20 protein-coding genes, 1 tRNA gene and 1 pseudogene are annotated in these 21,077 nt (G+C 47.1%); 10 read left to right on the forward strand and 12 right to left on the reverse strand.

What is annotated here, in order from left to right; genetic code table 11:
• Window positions 1-133: 133 nt before the first annotated feature.
• Window positions 134-565: a carboxymuconolactone decarboxylase family protein gene (locus tag BEB54_RS23510; protein ID WP_105282298.1), complete on the reverse strand. Its 432-nt coding sequence runs from the start codon at window positions 563-565 to the stop codon at window positions 134-136.
• Window positions 566-652: 87 nt separating this feature from the next.
• On the opposite strand from BEB54_RS23510, the gene pdxR reads away from it, so the two are divergent.
• Window positions 653-1,987, forward strand: coding sequence for a MocR-like pyridoxine biosynthesis transcription factor PdxR (pdxR, locus tag BEB54_RS23515; protein WP_105282299.1), 1,335 nt, complete (start codon window positions 653-655; stop codon window positions 1,985-1,987).
• A gap of 55 nt (window positions 1,988-2,042) precedes the next feature.
• On the opposite strand, the gene BEB54_RS23520 is transcribed toward pdxR, so the two are convergent.
• Window positions 2,043-2,372, reverse strand: a complete 330-nt coding sequence (locus BEB54_RS23520) for a DUF883 domain-containing protein (protein ID WP_001295174.1) — start codon at window positions 2,370-2,372, stop codon at window positions 2,043-2,045.
• Between the two features lie 151 nt (window positions 2,373-2,523).
• Between BEB54_RS23520 and BEB54_RS23525 the strand changes: the two genes are divergently transcribed.
• Window positions 2,524-2,868, forward strand: coding sequence for a DUF2002 family protein (locus tag BEB54_RS23525; RefSeq protein WP_000281320.1), 345 nt, complete (start codon window positions 2,524-2,526; stop codon window positions 2,866-2,868).
• A gap of 36 nt (window positions 2,869-2,904) precedes the next feature.
• Here the strand turns inward: BEB54_RS23525 and alaE are convergent, their stop codons facing one another.
• Window positions 2,905-3,354 carry an L-alanine exporter AlaE gene (gene alaE, locus BEB54_RS23530; protein WP_000492661.1) on the reverse strand — a complete coding sequence of 150 codons (450 nt, stop codon included), beginning with the start codon at window positions 3,352-3,354 and terminating at the stop codon, window positions 2,905-2,907.
• A 666-nt stretch (window positions 3,355-4,020) separates the two neighbouring features.
• Between alaE and stpA the strand changes: the two genes are divergently transcribed.
• Window positions 4,021-4,425 (forward strand): DNA-binding protein StpA, encoded by a 405-nt coding sequence (stpA, locus tag BEB54_RS23535; RefSeq protein ID WP_000115383.1) that lies wholly within the window; start codon window positions 4,021-4,023, stop codon window positions 4,423-4,425.
• A 46-nt stretch (window positions 4,426-4,471) separates the two neighbouring features.
• Here the strand turns inward: stpA and ygaP are convergent, their stop codons facing one another.
• Window positions 4,472-4,996, reverse strand: a complete 525-nt coding sequence (gene ygaP / locus BEB54_RS23540; protein ID WP_001229453.1) for a thiosulfate sulfurtransferase YgaP — start codon at window positions 4,994-4,996, stop codon at window positions 4,472-4,474.
• A 9-nt stretch (window positions 4,997-5,005) separates the two neighbouring features.
• Window positions 5,006-5,305 (reverse strand): ArsR/SmtB family transcription factor, encoded by a 300-nt coding sequence (locus BEB54_RS23545; protein ID WP_000137280.1) that lies wholly within the window; start codon window positions 5,303-5,305, stop codon window positions 5,006-5,008.
• 182 nt (window positions 5,306-5,487) lie between these two features.
• On the opposite strand from BEB54_RS23545, the gene BEB54_RS23550 reads away from it, so the two are divergent.
• Entirely contained in the window at window positions 5,488-5,646 is a 159-nt protein-coding gene (locus BEB54_RS23550) for a YqaE/Pmp3 family membrane protein (protein WP_000508177.1), read from the forward strand.
• Between the two features lie 83 nt (window positions 5,647-5,729).
• A complete protein-coding gene (kbp, locus tag BEB54_RS23555) occupies window positions 5,730-6,179 on the forward strand; it encodes a potassium binding protein Kbp (protein ID WP_000522415.1) in 450 nt (149 codons plus the stop codon).
• Here the strand turns inward: kbp and csiR are convergent, their stop codons facing one another.
• From csiR to BEB54_RS23590, 7 genes are all read right to left on the reverse strand, one after another.
• The gene (gene csiR / locus BEB54_RS23560; RefSeq protein WP_000156814.1) at window positions 6,180-6,842 is read right to left on the reverse strand and encodes a DNA-binding transcriptional regulator CsiR; all 663 of its coding nucleotides are present in this window, start codon (window positions 6,840-6,842) and stop codon (window positions 6,180-6,182) included.
• A 20-nt stretch (window positions 6,843-6,862) separates the two neighbouring features.
• Window positions 6,863-8,263 (reverse strand): GABA permease, encoded by a 1,401-nt coding sequence (gene gabP, locus BEB54_RS23565; RefSeq protein ID WP_001295173.1) that lies wholly within the window; start codon window positions 8,261-8,263, stop codon window positions 6,863-6,865.
• 326 nt (window positions 8,264-8,589) lie between these two features.
• On the reverse strand, window positions 8,590-9,870 hold the full coding sequence (gabT, locus tag BEB54_RS23570) for a 4-aminobutyrate--2-oxoglutarate transaminase (RefSeq protein ID WP_105277767.1): 1,281 nt from the start codon (window positions 9,868-9,870) through the stop codon (window positions 8,590-8,592).
• Window positions 9,871-9,883: 13 nt separating this feature from the next.
• Window positions 9,884-11,332, reverse strand: a complete 1,449-nt coding sequence (gabD, locus tag BEB54_RS23575) for an NADP-dependent succinate-semialdehyde dehydrogenase (protein WP_046081156.1) — start codon at window positions 11,330-11,332, stop codon at window positions 9,884-9,886.
• A 22-nt stretch (window positions 11,333-11,354) separates the two neighbouring features.
• Window positions 11,355-12,623, reverse strand: a complete 1,269-nt coding sequence (gene lhgO, locus BEB54_RS23580; RefSeq protein WP_105272289.1) for an L-2-hydroxyglutarate oxidase — start codon at window positions 12,621-12,623, stop codon at window positions 11,355-11,357.
• A gap of 19 nt (window positions 12,624-12,642) precedes the next feature.
• Window positions 12,643-13,620, reverse strand: coding sequence for a glutarate dioxygenase GlaH (glaH, locus tag BEB54_RS23585; RefSeq protein ID WP_105282300.1), 978 nt, complete (start codon window positions 13,618-13,620; stop codon window positions 12,643-12,645).
• Window positions 13,621-13,954: 334 nt separating this feature from the next.
• Window positions 13,955-16,207: an alpha amylase C-terminal domain-containing protein gene (locus BEB54_RS23590; RefSeq protein WP_105277769.1), complete on the reverse strand. Its 2,253-nt coding sequence runs from the start codon at window positions 16,205-16,207 to the stop codon at window positions 13,955-13,957.
• Between the two features lie 559 nt (window positions 16,208-16,766).
• On the opposite strand from BEB54_RS23590, the gene BEB54_RS23595 reads away from it, so the two are divergent.
• From BEB54_RS23595 to BEB54_RS23615, 5 genes and pseudogenes are all read left to right on the forward strand, one after another.
• Window positions 16,767-16,842: transfer RNA gene (locus BEB54_RS23595), tRNA-Ile, on the forward strand.
• A 751-nt stretch (window positions 16,843-17,593) separates the two neighbouring features.
• Window positions 17,594-19,048 carry a YpjCB family protein gene (ypjCB, locus tag BEB54_RS23600; protein ID WP_105277770.1) on the forward strand — a complete coding sequence of 485 codons (1,455 nt, stop codon included), beginning with the start codon at window positions 17,594-17,596 and terminating at the stop codon, window positions 19,046-19,048.
• A gap of 321 nt (window positions 19,049-19,369) precedes the next feature.
• Window positions 19,370-19,534, forward strand: a pseudogene (locus tag BEB54_RS23605) (recombinase family protein); the annotation flags it as partial.
• A gap of 265 nt (window positions 19,535-19,799) precedes the next feature.
• Window positions 19,800-19,892 (forward strand): ATPase, encoded by a 93-nt coding sequence (locus BEB54_RS23610; RefSeq protein WP_072000982.1) that lies wholly within the window; start codon window positions 19,800-19,802, stop codon window positions 19,890-19,892.
• Window positions 19,893-19,983: 91 nt separating this feature from the next.
• Window positions 19,984-21,077 (forward strand): AIDA repeat-containing protein (locus BEB54_RS23615; RefSeq protein ID WP_172953788.1); only part of this gene is annotated, 1,094 nt, incomplete at its 3' end.

Below are 21,077 nucleotides of genomic sequence, written 5' to 3' on the forward strand. Positions count from 1 at the left end.
ACTAGATGTAGTTGAAAAAAGATTCAACCATACAAGATATGGGAATTTTAGATTGATTACACCACCGATGAATGGCTCAACGGGGTAGGGGATTTTGTGTTTTTTTGCCGGGCGATTGCCCGGCATCAGGAAGTTACATCCGCATGGAAACGGCCAGGCGGTTAAAGCAATTCATCAGCCCGATGGCAAATGTTAAGTCGCTGATTTCTGCTGCGCTGAAATGCTCAAGCAAAGGCTGATAAACGTCGTCTTCCGCATGGGTTCGGGCAATATCGGTCACCGATTCCGCCCATGCCAGCGCCGCCCGCTCGCGATCGTCAAAATGATGGCTTACGCGCCAGCCTGCCAGGGCATCCAGCTTATGCTGCGGCACACCGGATTTGCGTAATGCTTTGCTGTGTATCTCCAGACAAAATGCGCAACCATTGATTTGCGAGACGCGCAAATAAACTAACTCCATCAGCGTAGTTTCCAGCGTGCTATTTTCCAGCGCCGTTTTGGCCTGCACCAGCGCGTTATATACCGTTGGGCTAAGTTCGTAGTAAGGCTGACGTAATGTAGTCATACAGTTTCTCCTCTTATTAACGCCCGCAATGTAGCACTATAATGGACTGCTAAAGAGAGCCATAAATTACCTAAAAAAGCAGACCATATGCCGCGCTATCAGGATATCGCCCGTCAGTTAAAAACGGCTATTGAGCAAGGGGAACTGAAACCCGGCGCAAGGCTACCTTCAAGTCGTACCTGGTCGCAGGAACTGGGGGTGTCTCGATCCACTGTCGAAAATGCGTATGCTGAGCTGGTGGCGCAAGGATGGCTGATCAGGCGGGGACAGGCTGGCACATTTGTCAGTGAGCAGATATATCCGCAACAATCTACTGTACAAGTTGTGTCTTTTGCCGGTGAAAGTCAGCAACCGTTGCCATTTCAAATGGGATTACCCGCACTCGATCTCTTTCCGCGAGAGCTGTGGGCGCGGGTGATGGGGCGTCGCCTTCGTACCCAGACGCGCTTTGATTTGGCGTTAGGCGATGTCTGCGGTGAGGCGGCGTTGCGTGAGGCAATAGTTGATTACTTACGCGTTTCACGTGGGATTGATTGTCAGCCAGAGCAGGTCTTTATCACTCACGGTTATGCGGCCTCAATGGCTTTAATTCTGCACGCGCTGGCGAAACCGGGAAACGGGATGTGGATGGAAGATCCCGGCTTTCCACTGATTCGCCCGATTGTCACTCGCCACGGTGTGGAAATTTTGCCTGTGCCGGTTGATGACAACGGACTGGATATCACAAGCGGAATACAAAATTATCCTGATGCGTGTTTTGCCCTGATAACACCAGCACACCAAAGCCCGCTGGGTGTGGCGCTCTCTTTAGCGCGCAGGCATCAGATACTGGAATGGGCAGAGCGTAGTCAGGCATGGATTATTGAAGATGATTATGACAGTGAGTTTCGCTATCACGGTAAGCCGTTACCGGCGTTAAAAAGTCTCGATGCACCGCAGCGGGTAATTTATGCCGGAACATTCAGCAAAGCACTATTTCCTGCATTGCGCTGTGCGTGGCTGGTGGTGCCGGTGAAGCAAATTGCACAATTCCGCCACCAGGCGTCACTGGCTCCATGTGCGGTACCTGTTCTATGGCAGAACACACTGGCAGACTTTCTTCGCGAGGGGCATTTCTGGCGGCATCTGAAGAAAATGCGTCAGCATTATGCTCAACGTCGGCAATGGATTGAGCAAGCGTTGACGCAGCAGGGATTTCAGGTTGTGCCGCAGAAAGGTGGTATCCAGATGGTGATCAGAATGATGGGCGATGATATTGCCCATGCGCGTAAAGCCAATGCTGCAGGCCTTGCGGTGCAGGCACTTAGCGACTGGCGTATCCGCTCAAGTGGGGAAGGTGGATTACTTCTCTCGTTTACCAATATCGTTAACGAAGGTATGGCGCGACAGGTAGCACAACAATTACGTAAAGCCTTAAGCTAAAAAACCCCGAAATCAGGTTCCGGGGTCAAGACGCGTATTTATTATCATTGTTGCACTACGATTTGCGCATGCTTAACAGTGCGCCGATAAAAATACCAACCGCAGCTGCTGTACCCACGCTACACCAGGGTCTTTCACGAACAAAAGAATCCGCGCAGCCAACGGCATCGCGCGCGGCTTGCTGAACGCGAGTACGACCATGCATTCGCGCTCTGGTTTCTTTCAGTAGAGCCTGCGCTTTACTACGAGCGGCTTCGGCTTCCCCTTTGGCGTCGCTGCCCCAGGACTTCAATACAGATTCGAGGCTGTCAGCTAATTGATTGACATCATTCTGGATATCCTGCACGCCATCATCAACGTCGTTGCGGTTCGGTCGGTTAAACATATGATCCCCCATTAGAATTCGATGTAATTTTCAGTGTAGACCATAATTTTCTTAACTGAGGTTCATCGCGGCTTTATGGACTTTTCTGAAAGCGTTGTGAATGCGCAATCAGGTAAGGTAGGCCCGCGGTTGATAATAACGAGGATCAAATATGTATTTACGACCAGACGAGGTGGCGCGCGTACTTGAAAAAGTCGGTTTTACTGTCGATGTGGTAACTCAGAAAGCGTATGGTTACCGCCGTGGGGAAAATTATGTCTATGTTAATCGCGAAGCGCGAATGGGACGTACCGCTCTGGTAATTCATCCAACATTAAAAGAACGCAGTTCAACACTGGCTGAACCCGCTTCCGATATTAAAACGTGCGACCATTACCAGCAATTTCCGCTCTATTTAGCGGGTGAACGTCATGAGCATTACGGTATCCCACATGGCTTTAGTTCGCGTGTTGCGCTTGAACGTTATTTGAATGGTTTATTTGGCGAAGCCAGTTAAAGACGCGACTGGCGATGCCAGTCGCGAAAAGAAGGGTCAGGCTTTTACCTGCTGGTAACGGCTGACTTTAAACAGTCGGCGGCAATAATCGAGGAAGTAGCCATAAACCGCCCCCATCAACATCGAAACAACGATGTTTGAACTGACCGCAGCCATAATCTGATGCCAGTCTGCGCCCACCACTAACAAGATCGCCACATACACCGGTGACTGGAACGTCACATACGCCAGGATATCCGCCAGATTTTTTACCCAGCCCGACGGACTAACTTTGCGTGCCGCGCGCATAAACAGATCGCGGTACATACCGTATGGCCATGCAATTAAGATGTTCACCGGAATCGCTACCAATCTGGAATAAAGAGACTGTTCGAAGCTCATTCCGGAGAGGAAAACTTCAATACACATGTTCACGACAGAACAGTAAACAACCATCGCGAACGTATCTGCAACTGCATGACGCAAGCGTGACTGCGGTGAGAACATGCTAATGCTCCTTAATAAAAGCGTAATGGGACGTTAATAGAGATGAAAGCAGTGGATCTCATTGCCATCTGCATTTTCGCATAGCGTATATCGCTGGCTATGACTAATCAATTAGTGAAAAATTTTTATTTAATCTGTTTTTGTAGATAAAATATTCCGTAGCGGCGCGTTTTTTGTACATTGTGGATTTTTACATGCTGATATGATTTATTTTTAATTAAATCAATTAGATATGGGCGTATCTTTATTTTCACTAATGAAAGTTTGGGGGTGAGGTAACGCTATAAGCGTAGAGAATTCGGTGTATGCAGTGACTGGGTCATTTTCAGCATTTTTTATGCCAGACAATGTACATTAACAGCAGAAAGCACCAGTGAGTGATGTTTATTTTTATTCGTATATATTGCATTTTTATTCGATTTGGTTTTATCAGGCTTGCGGAATTAGCGAGCAGAGAGCGCCGCTCTGTTCACCAATAACCGAAATTACTCATCAAATTGGCTAATATATAATCTTGAAATTATTCTGAGAGTTTCAGAAAATAACAGCTGAAATAATCTCGTGCAGGACTGTAAATAGATTAAATTTTGTGGAAATATAATAAGTGATCGCTTACACTACGCGACGAAATACTTTTTGTTTTGGCGTTAAAAGGTTTCCTTTATTATGTCCGTAATGTTACAAAGTCTAAATAACATTCGCACTCTCCGTGCGATGGCTCGCGAATTCTCCATTGACGTTCTTGAAGAAATGCTCGAAAAATTCAGGGTTGTCACTAAAGAAAGACGTGAAGAAGAAGAACAGCAGCAGCGTGAACTGGCAGAGCGCCAGGAAAAAATTAGTACCTGGCTGGAGCTGATGAAAGCTGACGGAATTAACCCGGAAGAGTTATTGGGTAATAGCTCTGCTGCCGCACCACGCGCTGGTAAAAAACGCCAGCCGCGTCCGGCAAAATATAAATTCACCGATGTTAACGGTGAAACTAAAACCTGGACCGGTCAGGGCCGTACACCGAAGCCAATCGCTCAGGCGCTGGCAGAAGGTAAATCTCTCGACGATTTCCTGATCTAATTACTGAGGCCGGATGTCGCTGCTATGGCGCGTCCGGCGTCGCTTCTCAAGCTTGTTGGTTCCACGGCATCTTATCTAACAACCTTGCCATCCCACAAAAACCGCTAATTCCTGCAAACAGTAACCCGGCACCAACAAAGCCGCTTAATAAGAAGAAACCGCTATTTACGGTATAACCCAGTACAACACCGATTAATATTAAACCACCCGCGGCGATCTGCACCTGGCGCATTAACGGCAAGGGTTGAGATTTATTTACCGCTACTGGCAATCCTGCTTTTTTCCAGCCATCAATCCCATCTTCGAGTAAAAAGATTTCTGCGGGTGCGGCAATCGCTGCTAATTTATCGGCGTTATTACTGGTGCGTTTACCTGCCTGGCAGTGGAAGATAATTTGCTCACGACGTAATTTAGCCGGAAGACCTGACTGTTCGAGCACAGATAATGGAGCCAGATCTGCTTCAGGAATATGTTCACGAAGATATTCATCAGCATCACGAATATCGATTAACTTTGCGCCGCGTGCGATTAATTCTTGTGCATCATGCGGCGAAATGGTTGTCAAAGCCATAGTGACTCCTTACGGACAATAGACATTTTTCAGGGTGGCGATAATGGCATTTACCGCCTCATTTTTAATGGAATATAGAATGCGTTGGGCATCCCGTTGGCTGTCGATAAGCCCTTCGTCTCGCATACGCGCGAGATGCTGTGATGTCGCAGAGGCACTCAATCCGGTAATGCGCGTCAGCTCTCCCGCGCTGGTACCGGGGGAACCGCTAAGCATGCACAGAATCAGCAACCGTTTGGGGTGGCTCATTGCTTTCAATAAGGCTGCTGCCTGTTCGGCACTGGCCTGTAATTGCGCGAGTTCAGTCATAGTTATTTAAGTATTTTCTAAATTAAGTAAACTCTAAACTAAAAATACAACATATGCCAGCATCAGCAGCGTAAATGAGAGTAAAAGCGTAAGCTGAAACTGGCAGGCTCCGCTAAAATTACTACGCTTAAGAGATAAAATCTCTTTTTAAACAATGAGTAATTTTCTTATAGGGAGTACATATGGGTTTCTGGAGAATCGTCATCACCATCATTCTGCCGCCGCTCGGCGTGCTGCTCGGTAAAGGGTTCGGTTGGGCGTTCATTATTAATATTCTGCTGACACTGCTTGGGTATATCCCCGGTTTGATTCACGCGTTCTGGGTGCAAACCCGCGATTAAACCTGTCCTCACCCCCGCGGCGTTAACGCGCCGCGTTCCTCTGCTACACTTTCTGAGTGTTTCCGTTAACGAATGAGGTAGCTATGGGTCTGTTCAATTTTGTGAAAGATGCTGGAGAAAAACTCTGGGACGCGGTTACAGGTCAGCACGATAAAGACGATCAGGCGAAGAAGGTGCAGGAGCATTTGAACAAAACCGGTATACCTGATGCCGATAAAGTGAATATTCAAATTGCCGACGGCAAAGCGACGGTCACTGGTGACGGCTTAAGTCAGGAGGCGAAGGAGAAAATCCTTGTTGCGGTGGGGAATATTTCCGGTATTGCCAGTGTCGATGATCAGGTGAAAACGGCGACACCAGCCACTGCCAGCCAGTTTTATACCGTTAAGTCTGGCGACACTCTGAGTGCCATTTCCAAACAGGTCTACGGTAATGCCAATCTGTACAATAAAATCTTCGAAGCGAATAAACCGATGCTAAAAAGCCCGGATAAAATTTACCCGGGGCAAGTGTTGCGTATTCCTGAAGAGTAGTTAATTGCCAGCCATTGCTTGCTGGATAATGGGAATTGGCGTCAGTAAATGCTGGCGCATTAACTCACTGGCGCGCGCGGTATCTCGCGCCAGTACCGCCGCAGTCAGGGTCTGGTGCTGATCGCGTTTATCCTCCAGCATTTCCACCGAAAGCACTGTTCGCCGCAGCCAGATAAATCGATAGCGCGCCGCCAGATCAAACAACCGTTCACGCATTTGCAGCAAATAGTGAGAACCACAGCCCGCCACAATTGCCGTATGAAACGCCTGATGACGCAGATCCCACTCATCAAGCATTTTCTCACTGGCGTCACAGGCCTCCAGCTTACTCAGCAGATGCGCTTTTGCGAGAACGTCTGCCTCCCATTCATCGCCACCGCGGGCAATCGCCAGACTGACCAGCATCGCTTCCATATTGGCGCGGGCGTCGAAAATATCGAGCAGCTCCTGCTCTGACATAGACGCCACCCGATACCCTTTTTGATTCACCACCGTGACCAGTCGTTCTGCTACCAGTTGCGAAAGCGCTTCCCGCAACGGCCCAACGCCAAGTGCATAACGCGATGTCAGCAAACTCATCCGTAATTTTTCATCCGGTTGAAAATTACCGCGAATAATATCGTTCTTCAGCCAGCGATAGCCATCCAGAGACGTAATGGTCATGGTGTGACTCCTGATCATTATTAGCGCGTATTATGAACGGGTGTTTTTTGCCACAATACCAGTTTTTTCCAGCGCGCCATAATCGGCACGGTACAGATTATCCCTATCGCTAATAAACCGGTGGAGATCACTTCTAACTGTTGCGCCGGGCGGAATAGCATCACTACCAACACAAAGGTAATAAAGCCGATTACCAGCCAGGTGAGCCACGGGTAAAGCCACATTCGCAGGCGAATTTCGCTTCCTTCTGCTCGCAGGATTTTGCGCATTCGTAATTGCGAAACGGCGATGACTAAATAAACCAGCAGGGCGATAGCGCCGGAGCTGTCGATCAGAAATTTAAACACTTTCGCCGGTGCGTAATAGTTAACCACCACCGTTAAAAACGCCGCGCCGGTGGAGAGTAACACCGCCACGTACGGGGTTTTACTGCGGTTAATTTTGCCCATTACCGCGGGTGCATCACCGCGACGGCTTAAGGAGTAGAGCATCCTTGACGCGGTATACAGCGCCGAGTTCAGGCAACTGGTTACGGAAAGTAATATCACGCAGTCCATGATTAATTTCGCATGAGGAATATTGAGCAATTCCAGAACCGAGCGATAAGATCCAACGGCTTTCAGTCCCGGCATATTCCACGGTATTAATGCCACGACGACAAAAATAGAGCACAAATAGAAGATAGAAATACGCCAGATAACCGAGTTGGTGGCGCGGACAATATGTTTTTCCGGCGTGTCGGATTCCGCGGCGGCAATGGTGACAATTTCTGCGCCCATAAACGAGAACATGGTGATCAACATCGCGCTTAATACCGCACCGAAGCCATTGGGCATAAAGCCGCCGCTATCCCACAATCTTGAGATCCCGCTCACTTCGGCATACGGGTAAAAACCGCTAATTGCGACTGCACCAAGGAATATAAATGCCAGAATGGCAATGACTTTGCACAGCGCCAGCCAGAACTCAAATTCGCCGTAGTTTTTAACGCTTAATAAATTACTGCCAGTTAAGGCGAGGGTAATGACGAGGGAAAACAACCAGATAGGAATGCCTGGAACCCACGAGTGCAGGATCATGGCGGCGATATTGGCTTCCAGCGGGATAACCAGTACCCAAAACCACCAGTACAGCCAGCCGATGGTATAACCCGCCCAACGACCAATAGCTTTATCGGCATAGGTGGAAAACGAACCCGTGTCGGGCGTGGCAACCGCCATTTCCGCCAGCATTCGCATAATCATAACCACCAGTAATCCGGCGAACAGATAGGCCAGTAATACCGCTGGACCCGCTTCGGCGATGGCGACGCTGGAACCGACAAACAGACTTGCGCCGATAACACCGGCAATAGACAACATGGTGACGTGGCGTGACTTCAGCCCGCCGCCTAACTCATGTGGTTGCGATGATTGCCCCATCCTGAATCCTCTCGAAAGTGTGTCACTTGGGAGAGCGCCCCGACATTTCCCGCGTCGGGTCACGCGTGTAATTGTTATTGGTTCTTTTTGCCGGAGAGCGGCTCCGCCTTATCCGGCCGACATAGATTTATTCCTGTTCACGTACAGATTGTCGGATGCGGCGTAAACGCCTTATCCGACTTGGATTCTCGTAGGCCGGACAAGACGCGAAGCGTCGCCTCCGGCATGGTGCGCCGAATGTCGGATGCGGCGTAAACGCCTTATCCGACCTACATTTCCGTAGGCCGGACAAGACGCAAAGCGTCGCCTCCGGCATGGGTGCGGTGCTACTGCTTCGCCTCATCAAAACACTGGCTGATGATCTCCAGACCCTGACGGATCTGAGCATCTTCAATAGTGAGCGGGACAAGGATGCGCAGCACGTTGTAATACGGGCCGCAGGAGAGAAGAATCAGGCCTTTATCGCGGGCGCGCGCCACGATGTCGGCGGTGAGTTTGGCGTCCGGTTTACTGTGATCGCCACCTTCAAACAGCTCGATAGCAATCATCGCCCCCAGCCCGCGAACGTCGCCTACCTCAGTGTGTTTTTCGGCGATCGCCAGCAATCCGTCTTTCAGCTTTTGCCCCAGATCGTTGGCTTTTTGCAGCAGATTTTCCTGTTCAAACACCTTCAACACTTCCAGCGCCGCGACGCAGGCAATCGGGTTACCCGCATAAGTGCCGCCTAAGCCGCCCGGAGCGACAGCGTCCATCACTTCGGCGCGCCCGGTGACGCCCGCCAGCGGGAAACCGCCTGCGATCGATTTCGCAAAGGTGGTGAGATCAGGTGCCACGCCCATTTGTTCCATCGCAAACAGCGTGCCGGTACGCCCCGCGCCGCTTTGCACTTCATCGGCAATCAACATGATCCCGTGCTCGTCACACAGCGCACGTAAACGCTGCATAAAGGCTGGCGTCGCGGCGTAGAAACCGCCTTCGCCCTGAACCGGCTCAATCACGATGGCGGCGATATCTTCCGGCGCCGCGTCATTTTTAAAAATTCGGTGAATACTTGCGATAGCGTCATCTTCACTGATCCCGTGGAGCGGGCAAGGATAAAGCGCGCGATAAACATGGCCCGGCATCAGGCCCATCCCAGCAGAGTACGGATTCACCTTGCCAGTCAGCGCCAGCGTATAGTGCGTGCGCCCGTGATACGCGCCGCTAAAGGCGATGGTGCCGCTACGTTTGGTGGCGGCGCGGGCGATTTTCACCGCGTTTTCCACCGCTTCGGAACCAGTCGTCACCAGCAGCGTTTTTTTGGCAAAATCGCCTGGCACCTTCTGATTCATAATCTCGCACAGCTCCAGATACGGCTCGTAGGCCAGCACCTGGAAGCAGGTGTGCGACAGTTTTTTCAACTGCGCTTCCACCGCCGCAACCACTTTCGGATGCAGGTGCCCGGTATTGAGCACCGCAATCCCGCCCGCGAAATCAAGATACTCACGGCCTTCAACGTCCCACACCCGGCAGTTTTCCGCGCGGTCAGCGAAAATCGGGTGAATTTGCCCAACGCCACGGGGAATCGCCTGACTGCGGCGTTGCATTAACTCTTTATTGCTGCTCATTCGCGTTCTCCAGTTAAAGACCGATGCACATGTATTTGATTTCTAAATAATCTTCGATGCCATACTTCGAACCTTCACGACCCAGCCCCGAGGCTTTTATGCCGCCGAACGGGGCCACTTCATTGGAAATAATGCCGGTATTGATACCGACGATGCCGTATTCCAGCGCCTCGCCCACGCGGAAGACGCGGCTTAAATCACGGGCGTAAAAATAGGCGGCAAGGCCAAACTCGGTGTCATTGGCCTGCGCAATCACATCGGTTTCATCTTTAAAGCGGAACAGCGGGGCGAGGGGGCCGAACGTCTCTTCTTTCGACACTTTGGCGTTGGCCGGAACATCCACCAGAATGGTCGGCTGGAAGAAGTTGCCGCCGCGTTCATGCGCTTTGCCTCCGCAAACCACGCGCGCGCCTTTCTCCAGCGCATCGGCGATATGCTCTTCCACTTTTGCTACCGCTTTTTCATCGATCAGTGGCCCAATGGTGACGCCTTTTTCCAGCCCATCACCGATGTGCAGTTTGCTCACCGCCTGCTGCAATTTTTCGGCAAAGCGGTCATACACGCCGTCCTGCACATACAGGCGGTTGGCGCAGACGCAGGTTTGCCCGGCGTTACGGAATTTCGAGGCCAGCGCGCCTTCCACGGCTTTATCGAGATCGGCATCGTCAAAGACAATAAACGGTGCGTTGCCGCCCAGCTCCAGCGACACTTTTTTGATGTCTTTCGCGCACTGTTCCATTAACTGACGGCCAATTTCGGTCGAGCCGGTAAACGACAGCTTGCGCACCAGCGGATTGCTGGTCAGTTCGTTACCGACCGCGCCCGCCGAACCGGTGACCACGTTAAATACGCCAGCCGGAATGCCCGCGCGAATCGCCAGCTCTGCCAGCGCCAGCGCAGAGAACGGCGTCTGACTGGCGGGCTTCAGCACCATCGTGCAGCCTGCCGCCAACGCCGGACCGGCTTTACGGGTAATCATCGCCGCCGGGAAGTTCCACGGCGTGATAGCGGCGGTAACGCCAATCGGCTGCTTGATAACAATCAGGCGTTTATCGGCCTGATGACCGGGAATGGTGTCGCCATAAATACGCTTGCCTTCTTCGGCAAACCACTCAATAAAGGAGGCGGCGTAGCTGATTTCGCCTTTCGCTTCCGCCAGCGGTTTGCCCTGTTCGAGGGTCATCAGGCGCGCTAAATCGTCCTGATGCTCCATCATCAAATTGAACCAGTTGCGCAGAATGTTGGCGCGTTCTTTGGCGGTAAGGGCACGCCAGGCGGGCAGGGCGCGGTTGGCGGCGTCGATAGCGGCGCGGGTTTCATCTGCGCCCATTTTGGGTACGCTACCCAGCTTGTCGCCGTTTGCCGGATTAGTGACCTCGATGACTTCGCCATTGTTGGCGTCCAGCCACTCCCCGTTAATTAACGCCTGCTGGCGGAATAAGTTACTGTCGTTCAGTTTCATCGCTACATCCTGTTTTCAAAGGTTATTGATTAAAGGCGGCGTGTAAGGCATCCACACTACGTGCCGCTCGCAGCGTGCGTCCGGGGTTACTCTGGCTTGCCAACAGCGTTTGTACCTTGCTGACAATATGCGCACCAATAGGAATTGCTGATGTCGCTGCTGGGGAGGGCGCATTGCAGGTGTGGATCGTGCGCGGGGTGGTGACAAACAGAAAATCGTCAATCAGCTTGCCGTCCGGCGATACTGCCTGCGCCCGCACACCGGCGGGCCAGGGCTGGAGATCGCTTAACGAAAGCCCGGGACAATACTTTTGCACCAGCCGCAGATAGCCGCTTTTGCACAGCGAGTTTTTCATCTCGCCCAGTCCTGAGCGTAGATGGTTTTGCAGCACCCGGCGAATCCCCGACGAGCCCAAAATCTCCAGCGTGTCGCTAAATGAGAAGTCGCGCTTGCGATAGCCTTCGCGTTTGAACGCCAGCACCGCGTTTGGCCCGACGGTCACGCTGCCGTCGATCATCCGGGTGAGATGAACGCCTAAAAATGGCATTGCCGGGTCGGGAATGGGGTAAATCAGGTGGTTAACAATCTGGTTATGCGCCGGGCCAAGGCGGAAATATTCGCCACGGAACGGGCAAATGATAAAGCCCGGCTCGAGGCCGAGCATTTTCACCAGCCGGTCAGCCATCAGCCCGGAACAGCTAATCAGCGTCGATGCTTCATATTCACCGCCCTGACGGGTCCGTATCACCACGCCGTTTTTATGCTCACTGAGGGCGCTGACTTCGGCGTTATAAATAATCTCACCGCCTCTGGCCTGGAAGATTTTTGCCATTGCCGCTGTCACTTCGCGGTAGCTGACAATACCGCTGGACGGCACAAAAATGCCGCCCAGTCCGGTGATATTCGGTTCGCGCTCGCGTAGCTCCTCGGCGTTTAACCACTCGCGCTCAATACCGTTCGCCGCTGTGCGTTCCCATAACGCCCGCATCCGCTCCATTTCGAGATCGGACGTGGCGACCAGCATCTTGCCGCAGTTGTCGTAGCGAATGCCGTTTTGATCGCAAAAGGCTTTGGTGGCGCGGTTTCCCGCCAGGCAAAACTGCGCCTTCAGGCTGCCGGGCGTGTAATAGACCCCGGCATGGATCACGCCGCTGTTGTGGCCCGTCTGGTGACAGGCCGGGCCGGACTCTTTTTCCAGCAACGCAATGCGTGCATCCGGATAGACATCAATCAGTTGCATGGCGGTCGACATGCCAATGATGCCGCCGCCAATAATCACAAAATCATACATCCGCTCGATTCCTTTGCGCTTACTGATGCGTCTGGTAGTGGTGAGTGGCGTAAGCGAAATAGCCGCTCTGGCGCATCAGTTCGCGACGCAGATCCGGATGCGGAGTAAAGCGGTCGCGTCCATGTAGCCAGAACAGATTGTTTATCAACAGGAATTTGCCAACGGGAACGGGTACAGACAAAATGCCTTTGCTGGTTTCAATGGCGTCTGAAAGCTCGCTCAACCACACGCCTTCCTCGAAATCCTTCGGCTGGACGAACTGGTCGATATAGCGCATCACCGGGCGGCCCTGCTGATCGACGTCGAACACCGGATGGAAAACATCTTTGCTGACGTTTTTGCTCGGCGGCGCGGCGAAACGCATTGGGCGACGCGCCAGCGGGTGGCGGAAATAGTGCTCCAGATGTTCCCAGTCATCGAGATGCAGCAGCAGCGAATTTCCGCCCTGCATGTTTTGCTCGTCGATTTTCATCATCAGCACGTAATCAGTGATTTCTTCGACGTAGGTGCCGTCGTTGTGCAGCTCCATCACACGATGCGGCTGACGCAGATAGCTGTCTGAGTTATCGACATTTTTCACTACAAAACGCGCGTAATACTGACCGCTCATGGCGTCGAAATTTGAGCGACCAATCAGATGCGCCACCGCCGTTGCGAGCTTCACCATCTCATCTGCCTGCGCGACATCATCGACACCTAGCGCATTAATTAACAGCGCACCTTCAGCACGGTTTAGCAGCGTCTTCAACAGCAACGGTTGCAGCTGATTCGCACACAAATCATCAAGAATTTTGCCTACCCGAAAGCGCAGAAACGATTTGTACTCCAGCGCCTGCACGGGCCATTCGGCAACCTGCTCGAGAAACTGTTTGGTCGTCTGTTCGGTGAAGGTGAGTTCCAGCAGACGCGGGGATTGCGCCGACGGGATGAGAGTGAATCCGCTATAGTCCTTGCCTGAATCGACAGCGTTATTTTGTACGGCGGTCAGTGCATTCATCAGAAGCGATCCTCTTATGAGATGTAGGGTGACATGGCGATGCTCATTTCGTAGCCATAATCTAAAAATATCTACATTTCTGAAAAATGCGCACAAAAGCGACATATTGTTTTCTTATTGTGATCAAAAGCAACAAATTAGTAACATTTAATGTAGGGTATTAAGGCAAAGGAGACAGGAAATGAATAACTAAAGCAACAGGTTAGGGAGAGCTACCATCAGAGAACAGATTATCTGGTCGATAAAAAACAGTAAATGGCTTCACTGCAAAATGACCGTTAGTAAACTAAACATATCATCTGCCCCGTTTTAGCGGGGCAGATATAACATTAAATTACAAATAGAAATAGTTCGGCGGTTCTCCTGTTTTCCCTAAAAGAAGAGCGCTGCGCCCAGGAATATTGATATTTAGAGCTCCGCCTCTAAGCGTAAATACTTTACCAGGGGGAATACTTTTGCGTGTATTATTATTATTAATGGTAATGCTATTACTCCCCATGTTTTTATATATTCCTGGTTGCAATTTGTTAGGCCAGGTACCTTCAACTTCTTCGTTTCCTTTATTTATTATAACTAGTCCATCATGAGGAGAGTGATTAATGTTCACAGAATCCCCACGACTAAAGGCCAGAACATTTTTAGTTGCAAATACACCCTCAAATGCGCTCCATATTCCTTCTTTATCTATATATAATGCGTGGAATTCATTGTAGAGCTGCTGATAGGTAGAGCAACCTTTATTAAGCCACGCCTCACCGCCGACACGAGTGGACCCATCATCATTTTTAATCTCAGTCGTTGATTTTAATACCTGACCATCCCAGTAAACTAAAGGCCTGCTGAACGGGAGAGCGGCCATATATGCCATTGCTAATTGTTCATCTTGCTGATGGTTAAATAAAAAGTCATTGAAAAGATTACCATTGTTAGGGAAATCGTGGTTGATGTTAATCAATATCCGTCTTTCTGATGGGATGCTTGAGATTGCGGAACCCGGTTTTGATGCAAGGGTTTGGAGATCTCCACCGAATGAAAAGGCTTGTATCGTCTTCATGAGCAATGAAAAATCAATGGCGCTTAAATCATCTCTTTCATAAAGCAGCGATGACATTTGTTGTTCATCTAACGGACAAGTTACCAGGTATTCCATGTAATTCATAACAGCTTTTTTTTGATATTTTGGATTAAATAAATTTGTATTGTGCAACCGCTCATTATAATTTTTAAGCGGTGGGGTTATCGACCTCTCTATTTGTTCATGTTTTGAGTGTTTTGCTGCATCATAACGTAAACCTCGTACGCCATATTTTCGCATTTCACGAACGTATTGATTTTGCAACATAATAACCTGGTCACTTTTGGGTGTTGTTTTAGGCATTCCATTTAAACGCTTTTCTTTTAATGCATGGAGGTTTTCCCATTCATCCTTAGAAATATTATCTTTACTTGCTTCGAAGTCTTTTGCAGTGAGATGTATATCTTCTGGATGGATTTGGTCACGTTCTTTTGTTACTGGATCTATAATAAAGGGAATCAAGACCTGACCTTGCCAATAGCCAGGGATACCACTTTCTATATCTTTACTAATCTTCGCTCGTATATCGGCAGAGGGATAATCCAGATCATTTTTACCACTACCCCCGATTCCCATAAAGTTAAATGTATAATCAGGAATGATATCGATGCCAAATTTTTTGGCATCTTTAACCAATGCGATAAAATCCTGCAAATCTCCCATTGGATTATGGATGGTACAAAGATCTTCGGGTTGATAAGCGTGATACCAGTAACCTTTTTCTTCTTCAGGTGTTTCTGGTCCGTCGGCGCGGAAAGTTGTTACGGGAGGGATTTGTATATAACCATAATGGCAACGTGCAAACTCGGCCATATTTTTCCTGATTTGCTGGTAGGTGGCATTAAAAGCATGAAGAATCGCCTCGCCAGGTTTTTTGGGTGTGATGATTTCACATTGTGATTTCTGATCAGCAGTAAGAGATTTACGCTCAAGTGTTTGCCGTAGATGTTCTGGATTGATTAATATTTTAAATGTTTCTTGCTGGCCGGAAGGTGACGTTACGTTAATATTATATACATCAGCTGCCAGTTCATAGTCAGGAATGTTAATAGCATATGCAACATACTTATCTTTTGGAGACGGTTTGTCAGATATAATGTGAGTGAAATGTTCAGCTGGACCATACTGATGAACACCGCTGTTATCACCTCTTTCAATCATTGTATCTCGTTGATAAACCCATGTTTTTCCTTCTCCTATCCTGTCTGGCGCTGTAATGCTACGCTGTGCTGCTTTATTCAACTCTCGGTAAGTTGTATCTGGAAAAAGGGAAATTTTATAATCGTTTTTTAACAGATCATTAATGATTTTTTCTGCGTGAAAAGTTGATATAATTTCTCTGTCTTTTAAATCCTGAGGATAAACTCCACAAGAATTAATAATATTTGTTATACAGTTTAGATATTCTAATGTATTTAATTTGGAATTTAGATCCCCGTCAGTAATGTTCCATGATAACAATGTGGGGTTGTCGATAGGTAAATTTCTTGGTCCTGGTTTTATAGAAAACATAATAAAGTTCCTCTAATGGTAGAGTAATATGGTGTATACGGAAACATAAAAATGTTTAATTGTTGTGAAAGTAATTGCAAACAGATGTCCTACTTTTATCCAATATTTATATGGAAAAGGATAATGCTTAAATCTGTTTTTTTAATTATCGATGTGGTCTGGAGAGGCAACTGTCAAAAATCGCTCATACGAAACTAATGATTAGCAGAATAAGATCTATGAAAGAATATATTGCTATATGAAGTTTATTTTTATGGGGTGAAAAGTAACAGATATCATAATGATGCGAAAACTCTTCAGCTAATGTAATAAAGTTATATTATTAGATACAAAATCATTACAAACTATCATTGAATCGATGGTAACTATAAATAGTGCTAAGTATTAGCATCTGCTTGTTGACTGAGAGTATCGACTTTGTGAATGGAAGCGGTGTCGGGTTTTATGTCGCAGGTAATGACGACCCAGGATGAATGAGAACGCATAAAAATCTGTTATTTACATCATAAGATCATCATGTTTATTGCGTGGTTTATAAGTATTGTTATTGCATACTCAAGGCCCTTTAGCTCAGTGGTTAGAGCAGGCGACTCATAATCGCTTGGTCGCTGGTTCAAGTCCAGCAAGGGCCACCATATCAGCATTCACGTATCAGGAAGAGTTAAGGGTACAAGGGGTACTCGATGGCGGTCTATATTTCACGACTAACGCCATTTCAAGGAAGAAGTGTGGTGGGTGGTTTCGAATGAGGGCTGGTGTTTTGGTACGTGGCACGCCACTGCAATGTATTTATCCATCAGTACTCATTCAAAAGTACCTGGAAAAAATGCCCGCTATGCCAAGCGGGCAAATTGCTTACATGTGGAATTAAGTAATTAACGATAAAGCCAGAGTATTATCATTTATTATACCCATTCATTTAATCAGGTTAATTACTCAAATCACTGAACTATTCTCTGTTCGCTCACTTATGCTGAGTGAGTACCACGACCAATGTATGTAGAACAATGCCGTAGAGTAAGGATGAAATGTCTCTGCCACGCCTTAAACATCTACTACTGACTAGAACCGCCGTCGCATGCAGAAGGGTCTTGTGAGCGTTACAGGAGTCTTGCTTTGCTCATTAATCAACGCTATTTAGATATAAATTTCTAATACTCGAAAAACGATTTTCACAAATAAATTATAACGGGTGGTTTTCATCATACAGCGAAATAACCTTTTGTTTATTAAATTTAACATTCCTGTGCTAAATTAATTAAAAGTACCATGTATAGCATATGAAGCTGTTAATGCCAGCAATTGTCTCAAATGAGCGATTTTTTATAGTGACAAACAATAATAACATTAAAAATAGTCATGTAGACATTAACTGAGGAAAAGACAATGTTAGTTAGTAAAAGCAACGAAATTAACACTAGCACATTTATAAATAGTGGAAATTGTAATGAAAGAAAATCTTCTAAATCCATGGAGTTACTAGCTTATAGTATTATAAAATTAATTTGTAAAGAAGCTGCCTCAGGGACGTATAACGGTGCTCTTGAAATTTTACAAAAAATGATGTCTGAATGTAAATATCATGAAGGCAATGCTTTTGTCATTATGGGATCCGGAGAACAATTAAAACGTATTAAATATGATGCTAATGAAAATAAATTAAAAGTATACAACGTACACTTTGATAATAATCAAGAGTTAGTTGCTGATGGTGAGCCTGACGTAGTATTTTTAAAAAAAACGGTGTGGGAAGACTTTCTCGTTAAACTAAAGCTGGAGAACAAAGAAAATGCGGTTTCTGAAATTAACCTGTCATCTAATAAAAATAATGTTGATCAGTTTATTGAATGCGCTAAGAGAAATGAACAGACCCTATTCGACAATATAAGAAAAAGTGATTTTCATGTTGCTTCACTTCAGCCAGGTAGAACGCGTAGTGTTATTTCAGAAACGCCGCCAAATGACTGTATGGAATCACCTAATTTATATGAAAACCACACAGATAAGGTTTCAACTGTAACTAAAAATTCTCAGCAAGTTAAAGGTCACTATGGAGATAAGTTGAAAGAAATGCAGTTGTTCCTCAACCAGATGAGCAATGCACTTCAACAGGATTCATCTTTGTTAGAGTCAAAGGAACACACCATAGATATTCAAGAAAAAACGAATAAGTTTGTGCAGCATTTTCAGCGGGTATTATTTGATAAAAATGGAAGGTCATCAGAGTTTCTACTTAATTTTTATGAGTGTTGCTATAAGTTTTTACCAAGAGCGCAGCCTCAAGATAAAATCGATAGCTATAATTCAGCACTGCAAGCTTTTTCCATCTTTTGTTCATCTACGTTCACACATAATAATGTAGGGTTTAATTTCAAATTATTTCCAGAAGTCAAGCTGTCTGGAGGAGATCTTGAAACGGTATTCAAATACAAAAATGGCAATTTTGTCTGGGAGATAGCCAGAATTAAAATTACTCTCCCAAAAGAAGAGGGGGGTTTATATAATTTAGGTGGATTGGACTTTAAGGGGTGCTTCTTTTCTGGACAGAACTTCAGTAACTATGATATTAAATATGTGAACTGGGGGACGTCATTGTTTGATGTTGATACTCCGTGTATTTTTAATACGCCTGCTAACAATGAGAGTTATGAAAAATCATTAAAGCCTGTGAGCGAAAACGGTTTAAATGGAGTCTTATCTGATCGTAATAAAAAAATAAAAATGATCACGGGCGTGGCACCATTCGATGGTATTTCATCTATGGATGATGACTTTGATGATAGTTCCTCTGAGGATGAGCCCGTTGAGAATAGCCCTGTTGTGACTAGGCCCCTTGTATAAAGTTCTAAAAGCAGTTTTCAATGATAAATAAATGGCGATTTTTACAAAGAGATAATAACGTAGATTGAAATAATATGTATTATTGATTGAGTAAACGGGATTATTCTTCACACTGCATCCATTTTGCTGTCACTACCAAAGTAAAAGGGGCTACACTTTCACGTAACCCCTTGATTTATTTGATGAGTTGGCGGTGTCTGAACTGGTGCTGTAATTGGTTGAAATATTTCATCTAATGTCTGGTTCAACTTTCCTTAGCCGCTTGAAAGTTTTTTGATCTTACCCAGCAATAATAGGGTGACGGTGCACCACGCCTGACTGATGAACTGCGTGCTCAGAGTTACCACTTCAGCGCATAACCGTGGCAGCAGGCCCGGACAGAACAAACGGCTCAGGACATTATCGGTAGGGGACGTACTGGTAGTCTGTAAACTAAACCGACTGGGGCACAGTATGCGGCATCTTGCCGTGCTGTTGGAGGAGCTGTGAGAACGTGGTATTAACTTTCGTGCTCTGACTCTACCAATATTTGCCCAACAATGGGTGGACGAAAGCTGTAAAAGTAAAACAATCTGCAATCTCAATATTATTGCGTGATTTTTATGTGAGCAGAAGATATTCATCAGAAACGATTATGTAAATCATTTTATTTTTCCGACGGCTTCAATGTCGAAAGAAAAGAATACGCCCGTATTTCCTGAATAGATTGACTTTTTTATCCAACCACACTTCAGCGCACTGCGTTTAAAAAATGCCTCTTTCTTATGCGGAATATCATCATTTCATCATGATGTCTTTGATGAGCGGTGAACACAATACACTTGCGCTGTCTCTTCAGGATTAATCCCCTGGTCTGGTGCCTATGGGCTGATGTTGCAGCAGAGCTAAGGTTGCTTAAACGCTACTCAGTATTCACTTTTCAGAGGATGAAATTTATGAACAGGACCAGTCCCTATTATTTTCGCCGCTCAGTACTTTCCTTATTGATATCTGCTTTGATATATGCCCCACCAGGGATGGCAGCTTTTACTTCAACCGTTATTGGCGTGGTAAACGATGAGACTGTAGATGGCGTCCAAAGAGTGGATGAACGAGGTACAACAAATAACACTCATATTATCAACCACGGTTATCAGGATGTTTATGGCGGGGTATCTAATGGAAGTATTATTGAATCTGGTGGCCGTCAATATGTATCAGCCAATGGTACTCATCAGGGGCAGGCCAATAATACAGTCATTAACGGTGGCAGCCAGACAATTCTGGACGGGGGAATTTCCACAGGGACGATAATCCAGAGTGGCAGTCAGTATGTTTATGTAGGTGGTACCAGTAATGCAACAACGATAATAAGCGGTCGTTCAACAGTAATGGGGGGAACTGCGAATGGAACAATAATTAATGGTGGGAGCCAGTCAGTATCGAGTCAGGGGCGTGTTGACGGTACGACGATAAATATGTCCGGGTATCAGGAGATTACGCAAGGAAGTCTGGCAACGAACACAACAATAGATGGGGGGTGGCAGTATGTGGACTCAAGCAGTGTAGAAAATACTACCATTAAGAATGGAGGCGAGCAAAGAACAGTTAAGAGCCATGCGCTGAACACCACAATAGATGGTGGTCTACAGGTTGTCGATTCAAGTACCGCAGAAATAACCACCATTAAGAGTGGAGGAACGCAACAATTAAATAACAGCCAGGCTATGTTCACCACGATTGAAGGCGGAACTCAGTCTCTGAATAGTAAGTCAACGGCAAAAAATACTCAGATCTATTCTGGTGGTACGCAAATTGTTGATAACACCAGCACCTCGGATGTTATTGAAATTTATTCCGGTGGCGTGCTTGATGTTAGAGGTGGTATGGCAACAAATGTTACTCAGCACGATGGCGCGGCTTTAAAAGCAATGACTGACTGGTCGACGGTGAGCGGTACGAATAGTGAAGGTGCATTCTCTATTCACAATAACGTGGCAGACAATGTGTTGCTGGAAAACGGTGGTCATTTAGACGTATATGGTTCGGC

The organism is Escherichia sp. MOD1-EC6021, assembly GCF_002965245.1.
Taxonomy (GTDB): domain Bacteria; phylum Pseudomonadota; class Gammaproteobacteria; order Enterobacterales; family Enterobacteriaceae; genus Escherichia; species Escherichia coli_F.